Source organism: Caballeronia sp. M23-90, assembly GCF_053574605.1.
The window spans coordinates 20,835-27,296 of record NZ_JBSIPA010000035.1 but is presented as its reverse complement, the minus strand read 5'-3'; the positions used below and the strand labels follow the sequence as shown (position 1 = coordinate 27,296).

General features: G+C 58.3%; 3 protein-coding genes and 1 pseudogene. All 4 read left to right on the top strand.

Going from position 1 to position 6,462, the window contains the following annotated elements; translation table 11 throughout:
- Window positions 1-1,791 (top strand): heavy metal translocating P-type ATPase (locus tag ACRXB1_RS06215; RefSeq protein ID WP_449491467.1); only part of this gene is annotated, 1,791 nt, incomplete at its 5' end.
- A gap of 186 nt (window positions 1,792-1,977) precedes the next feature.
- Window positions 1,978-3,183, top strand: a pseudogene (locus tag ACRXB1_RS06210) (two-partner secretion domain-containing protein); the annotation flags it as partial.
- A gap of 498 nt (window positions 3,184-3,681) precedes the next feature.
- Entirely contained in the window at window positions 3,682-5,436 is a 1,755-nt protein-coding gene (locus ACRXB1_RS06205; protein WP_449491466.1) for a ShlB/FhaC/HecB family hemolysin secretion/activation protein, read from the top strand.
- Between the two features lie 131 nt (window positions 5,437-5,567).
- The gene (locus ACRXB1_RS06200; RefSeq protein WP_449491465.1) at window positions 5,568-6,455 is read left to right on the top strand and encodes a hypothetical protein; all 888 of its coding nucleotides are present in this window, start codon (window positions 5,568-5,570) and stop codon (window positions 6,453-6,455) included.
- Window positions 6,456-6,462 lie beyond the last annotated feature (7 nt).

Below are 6,462 nucleotides of genomic sequence, written 5' to 3'. Positions count from 1 at the left end.
TGGCTTGGCGCCTCGACGTGGCTGTCGGCGGCGCTGGCGATCATCGCCGTGCTCGCCTGCGGTGTGACCACCTACAAGAAGGGCTGGGTTGCGCTTTCCAACGGCAACCTCAATATCAACGCGCTGATGAGCATTGCCGTGACCGGCGCGCTGGTTCTCAGGCAATGGCCCGAAGCGGCCATGGTCATGGTCCTCTTTACGGTTGCCGAGCTCATCGAAGCGAAATCGCTCGATCGCGCGCGCAACGCCATTCAAGGACTCATGCAACTCACGCCTGAAACGGCGACCGTGCGTCAGGCGGACGGCACGTGGGCCGATATCGATGCAAAGACAGTATCTGTCGGATCGGTGGTTCGCATCAAACCCGGCGAGCGTATCGGTCTGGATGGCACCGTGCTTGCCGGCCGTTCGACGGTCAATCAGGCGCCGATCACCGGCGAAAGCCTTCCCGTCGATAAAGCCGAGGGCGATGCGGTCTTCGCCGGCACCATCAACGAGGCAGGATCGCTCGAGTTCGCGGTGACGGCCGTCGCCGGCAACACGACGCTCGCGCGCATCATTCATGTGGTCGAAGAAGCGCAAGGCGCAAAGGCGCCGACGCAAAGGTTTGTCGACCAGTTCGCTCGGGTCTATACCCCGATCGTGTTCGCAATCGCACTCGCTGTGGCGATCCTCCCGCCGCTTCTCGCGGGCGGAAGCTGGCACGACTGGATCTATAAGGCACTCGTCCTGCTCGTGATCGCGTGCCCCTGCGCGCTCGTCATTTCGACTCCGGTGACGATCGTGAGCGGCCTTGCCGCGGCGGCGCGCAAAGGCATCCTGGTCAAGGGCGGCGTGTATCTGGAAGAAGGCCGCAAGCTCGCGTGGCTCGCGCTCGACAAGACCGGCACCATCACGCACGGCAAGCCCGTACAAACCGATGCCGAACTTATCAACGGAGAGGGTTCCGCAGAGAACCGCCGGATCGCCGCAAGCCTTGCCGCAAGATCGGATCATCCGGTGTCGCAATCGATCGCGCGATCGGCGCAAGAGGATCTAGTCGAGCTTCACATGGTCGATGAATTCGAGGCCATTGCCGGACGCGGCGTGCGCGGGGTGATCGAAGGCCGCTCGTATTCGCTCGGCAATCATCGGATGGTGGAGGAATCCGGCTTGTGCTCGCCTTCTCTTGAACTGCGCCTCGAAGCACTCGAGCGCGAAGGCAAGACCGTTGTTGCGTTGAGCAACGAACGCGAGGTGCTGGCGCTCTACGCCGTCGCCGATACGGTCAAGGACACGAGCCGCGAAGCAATCGATGATCTGCATAGCCTCGGCATTCGTACCGCCATGCTGACGGGCGACAATCCGCACTCAGCGAAGACGATCGCGCAGCAAGTCGGTATCGATGAAGCACGCGGCAATCAGCTTCCCGAAGACAAACTCAAGGCGATCGTCGATCTCGGCGCCGATGGGTCGGTCGTCGGGATGGTGGGCGACGGCATCAACGACGCCCCGGCGCTTGCACGCGCGAACATCGGCTTTGCGATGGGCGCCATGGGAACCGACACAGCCATTGAGACCGCGGACGTCGCGCTCATGGACGACGACCTCCGCAAGATTCCGGCTTTCGTGCGTTTGTCAAAGGCGACGCACGTCATCCTGATTCAGAACATCGTGCTGGCGCTGGCGATCAAGGCGGTGTTCCTGACGCTGACGCTCATCGGTTTGGGAACGATGTGGATGGCCGTTTTCGCCGATGTCGGCGCGAGCTTGCTGGTGGTTGGTAACGGGTTGCGGTTGTTGCGCAAGTAGCGGTGATTCCGAGCGCCCGTATCCGTACGGGCGGTAGAGGCAACTCGCGAGCGAATCCTCAATAAGAGAAATCCGATTTAATTGAATCCGTTGTTTTCGGCTCCGGCTGATTGTCGGTTTTGACCTATTCAGTTCATCTAGCGGTATTTTGTCGGTCGACAAAGATTAGCAATACAAACAGACCGGATGAACAAGAATAATTATCGGCTTATATTCAGCCGACTGAGGAACATGCTCGTTGCGGTTGAGGAAACCGCCACGGCCACGGGTAAGGAAGTGGGACAGAGTTCGGTACGCAGCGGGGAATCACATAGTGCGAATTTCACGCTGCGACAGATCGCGTTTGCTGCTCTTGTGTTACTTGGCGTGCTCCCCTCGTGGTCGAGCGCGCAAATCGTTCCCGGCGGTGCTAACGCGCCTGGCGTCATCGCCACGCAAAACGGATTACCGCAGGTCAACATCAACCGGCCATCAGGCGCCGGTGTTTCGATGAATACCTACGGCCAGTTCGATGTTCAGAAGAACGGCGCCATCCTGAACAACTCGCCGACCATCGTGCAGACGCAGCAGGCGGGCATGATCAACGGCAATCCGAACTTCGGTCCCGGTCAGTCTGCGCGCGTCATTGTCAATCAGGTGAACAGCAGCGCGGCGAGCCAGATCAATGGGCGTCTTGAGGTCGCCGGGCAACGTGCCGAAGTGGTGATCGCGAATGGCTCGGGCATCAGCGTGAACGGTGGCGGCTTCATCAACACGTCGCGCGCAATCCTCACGACCGGTACACCGAACTTCGCACCCGACGGCTCGCTCTCGGGCTTTAACGTCACGCACGGCAACATCAGCGTGCAAGGTGCGGGACTGAACGCGGCGGATATCGATCAGGTGGATCTGATTGCACGTGCTGTGCAGGCGAACGCGGCAATCTATGCGAAGAATTTGAACGTCGTCACAGGCGCGAACAGCGTCAACCATGGCACGCTCAATGCAACGCCGATCGCCGGCGAAGGGCCCACCCCCGGCGTGTCTATTGACGTGAGTAATCTGGGTGGAATGTACAGCAATCGTATTGTTTTAGTTGGGACTGAAAATGGTGTAGGGGTATCAACTAAAGGCGTGCTCGCCGCACAGGCCGGCGATCTGATACTCACGACACAGGGCAAGCTCGTCCTTGCCGGACAGACCAACGCGAGCGGCAATATGGCGCTGTCGGCACGCGATGGCATCGAGAACAGTGGTACGACTTACGCGCAGCAGAATGTCTCGGCGACCACATCGGGTGCGCTCACGAATAGCGGCGTGCTCGCCGCGCAGCAGAATACGACGGTTCATGCGGGTAGCGTTGCATCGACGGGCACGCTTGGCGCGGGTGTGAATCCCGACGGCACGATAACCAGCTAATTCAGGGGATGGCAGGTCCACTGCAAAACTATATTCAAAATAACCAGAATCCAAAAAATGATGCGAGATGAAAAGCGACTAATTGCAAAGCGATTTTTAAAGGCCTATCTGTCTCTTGGAGCCACGATGGGCTTCACTTTGGCCGTTTCTGTTATGAATGGATCGGACTGGAAGATTCTACTGGTCGGTATGCCATTGTTCTTGATATTTTTTTGCGGAATCAGTTATCAACTAGCTAAAGAGATAAGAGCGTTGAAGACATGTCAAAGCTCCTGTTCGACAGAGGAGCACTGACAGCAACCCAGCCTTGCGCAGGTTTTCGCGGTGCAAATTATGCGAGCCTCGTTCCAGGCCTCAGCACGATGTTGATTTTGGGAAGCGTTTCGGAATGTGTTCGTCGGTCTCGCGAAAAAAATCGGGTAATAAGCCTCTTATGAACAAACACGGCAACACCACACAACTGTTTCTCCCGAGCACCTGACTACTCACAAGATGAAAATTCGAAAAAGACTGGCAGCATTGCCGCTCACGGCCTTTGTATCGCTCGCGTCGAACGCGCAGCACGCGCCCACGCCCGCCGACGAAGCCGCCGCCGCCCGCGCTAACGCCGAACAGAACCAGCAAATTCAGCAGCAACGGGACGCACAGCAGCGCGAGGCAACCGTGCAAGCGCCCGCGGTACGCTCGACTCTTCCGACGTTCGAAGAATTTCCGCCTCTTCCAAAAGAAGAACCGTGCTTCCGCATCGACACGTTCACGCTCGATGTACCCGCAACGCTGCCCGACGCCCTCCACACCAAGGGAGCCTCGGCTCTACCACTGGACCCCTTCGCCTTCGATCGCGAGTGGCTCGACCACTACGAGGGCCAATGCATTGGCAAAACCGGTATCGACATCCTGACGAAGGCGTTGCAGCAGACGATCCTTTCGCGTGGCTACGTAACCACACGGCTCCTGGTGCCCGAGCAGGACCTCTCGAAACGCACGCTCGCCTTCGCGCTAGTTCCCGGCCTCGTGCGCCAGCTCCGTTTCGCCGACCCCGACACACGCGGTACCGTCAAATCCGCGTTCCCCGCCCGTGACGGCGATCTGTTGAACTTGCGCGACCTCGAACAAGGTCTCGAGCAAATGAAGCGCGTCGCATCGCAGGACGTGGACATGAAGATCGAGCCGACCGGCAATCCCGGCGAAAGCGACGTCGTCGTGACCGTCAAGCGTTCGAAGCCATGGAGCTTCGTTGCATCCATCGATAACTCGGGCACCGACGCGACCGGCAAATGGCAAGGCAACATGAGCCTCGGCATCGATAACCCGCTCGGCCTGAACGACGTCTTCACGGTAGGCGCAAATCAGGACCTGTCGTTCGGCAACAAGTCGCTCGGTTCGCACGGCTTTAATGGTTCGTACTCCGTTCCATGGGGATACTGGCTAGCGACGCTTTCTGGAAACACGAACACCTACTACCAGCAGATCGCGGGCGTCAACCAGACGTTCGTAACGAGCGGCAATTCGCAGACCGCCGTGCTCCGACTGGCGCGCGTGCTGAGCCGCGGCCAGAGCGATGTGTTTGGCTTGGAGTTTCAGCTAATCAAACGCTTTGGCGAAAGCTTCATCGACGACACCGACATACCGCAACAGCGGCGCAACAACACGTTCATAGAAGCTGGCCTCACAGACCGTCATTACTTCGGAGCCTCGCAGTTCGACGGAACCCTCGCGTACCGTCAGGGCATCGGTGGACTAGGCGCGACAGATGATCCGCTGCCCAACGGTCCGACATACCGCTTTCACATGGCCGTGCTCGATGCGAATCTTTTCGTGCCGTTCGCCGTTGCCAAACAAACATTCCGCTACATTACGACGCTACACGCGCAGTTCACCAACGACACGTTGCTCTATCTGGACGATCTGACCATCGGCAGCCGATACACCGTGCGTGGCTTCGACGGTGAAACGATGCTCGCCGCGGAGCGAGGGTTTTACTGGCGCAACGAACTGCAGTGGCCAGTTTTGCAGACGGGACAGACGTTATACGCAGGCATCGACTACGGGCGCGTGTTCGGACCAAATACGGCATTTCTCGCAGGGACTCAACTAGCAGGTGCGGTGATCGGCATTCGAGGCGGTCTGCCGTCGCGCTTTGTTGGACTTTCTTATGACCTGTTCGTCGGAACACCAGTCTATAAGCCCAGCGGATTTCCGACCTCGCGCGTGACGGTCGGGGTGCAGGCTACAGCGCAGTTCTAACAACCCGGCACGTATCACAACTACACCACACCCACTGCCCCGAAGGGCGTATTCAATAAAGGAATAGCAACATGTTAAACTTAAGGTATCCAAAATATAATGTTTCGCGCAAGGCTACAATAGCGACAGCCTTGGCGCTCGTTGCCATGTTGACTGCCTGCGGCGGTGGCAACAGTGACAACCCTTCCTCCACCTCGAACACGGCCCTGACGCCATCCGGTTCTCCGGATACTTCTGCAGCGGACACAGCGGCCGCAAACCCGAGCTTCTTTGATGGCATATTTCTGGATGGCACCGGTGCGGGCTATTATCAGTTCGCCGCAAACTATGCAGATGCGTTTTATCCGACAGCTACCGGGCAGGTACGCATTTACGTGACTGCAGACGCAAACACGAACTTCAGTACGACTCCTACAGCCATCCTCGGCCCGTATGTCGCGAATAATCAAGGACTCTATCTCACGGCCGAGGGCCTATTCATATCGTCCGGTCCCGAATCAAGTGGACTCGGCGGTGCCCGCATCTTCCAGCAACTGCCACAGGGCTATCAGTGGGGGCCGAATGGCATATCGGCGCCGCTTTACGAAATCACGCTGACTGCAGAGGATGTAGCGGGACAACGTGTCAGTTATGTAGCAGGACGGGACGAGGCAGGAGGCAACGGCCTGACTGTCTTGCTCGGCAGTGACACGACCCCGATGCCCGCTGGCGCGCAGACCTATCGCCAGACCGCCAAGGTGTTGGTTTCTCACGTGTCCTTCAACACCGCGAGCAGGGTCAAGGTGTTCACTACGCTGGAACAGACTCAGGCGTACTACGGCGGCACAGTCCAGACTTTGGGCGGCTATCGTTATCTGCTCACAAGCAACCAACAAGCATATGCCGAATACAACGGCGTAGTCTATTTTGCCGCGGTTCACAACGTTGGAGACGTAGACGATGCGATGCCCTCGGGCTACAACAAAATCGCGGCCGATTTCCTCGTGCAAGAAGAACTGAAGACCGGCTTGCCTCATTGAGGTGGGG

Bases quoted from the DNA above. Each gene is read 5' to 3' on its own strand.
- ACRXB1_RS06205 (WP_449491466.1), top strand. From the start codon at position 3,682: ATGAAAATTCGAAAAAGACTGGCAGCATTGCCGCTCACGGCCTTTGTA.